Here is a 633-nt window from a genome sequence, read left to right as displayed (position 1 = left end):
TCGGGGTGAGGTCGAAGTCCTTGACGTTGCCGGTCTGCTCGGTCCAGCCCGCCCACAGGTCGCCGTCCTTCACGGCCAGCGAATCGTCGTTGCGGAGGACACCGATCCTGTTGCCGGCCAAGTGGAAGTCCTTCGCGCCGCCCGCCTGGGTGGTCCACCCGGCGTACAGGTCGCCCTCCTTGACCATGACGTCACCGCCCGTGGTCAGCACGCCGATTCTGTTGCCGTCGATCTCGAACTTGGTCACGCCGCTCAGCTGCGTCGTCCAGCCGGCGAACAGGTTTCCTTCCTTGACCGAGAGGGTGCCGCCGGAGAGCACACCGATGCGCGGCCCGGTTTCGGCGGCCTGAGCGGCCGGGGTGGACATGAGGGTGGTGGCGAGGGTGGCGCCGATCAAAGCCGCGCCCGCGATCTGCTTCTTCATTTCGGAGTCCTTTTCCGGGAAGTCGGGCGTGCTTTTAGCGGTGGGTGAGGTCCGCGGCCGAGACGCCGCTCGCCTGCTCGGTCCAGCCGGACCAGAGGTTGCCTTCCTTCACGGCGAAGGAATCGTCGTTGCGCAGGACGCCGATGCGGTCCACGGAAAGCTCGATGTCCTTGATGCCGCCCGCCTGGTTGACCCAGCCCGCGTAGAGG

General features: G+C 67.0%; 1 protein-coding gene. It reads right to left on the bottom strand.

Annotation, left to right across the window (positions count from 1 at the left end; all coding sequences use genetic code 11):
- The coding region (locus UK23_RS25710; RefSeq protein ID WP_196777889.1) for a hypothetical protein at nucleotides 1–424 on the bottom strand (424 nt) is incomplete at its 3' end.
- Nucleotides 425–633 lie beyond the last annotated feature (209 nt).

This window comes from Lentzea aerocolonigenes, assembly GCF_000955955.1.
Lineage (GTDB): Bacteria > Actinomycetota > Actinomycetes > Mycobacteriales > Pseudonocardiaceae > Lentzea > Lentzea aerocolonigenes_A.
This window is presented reverse-complemented; position numbering and strand designations above follow the sequence as displayed.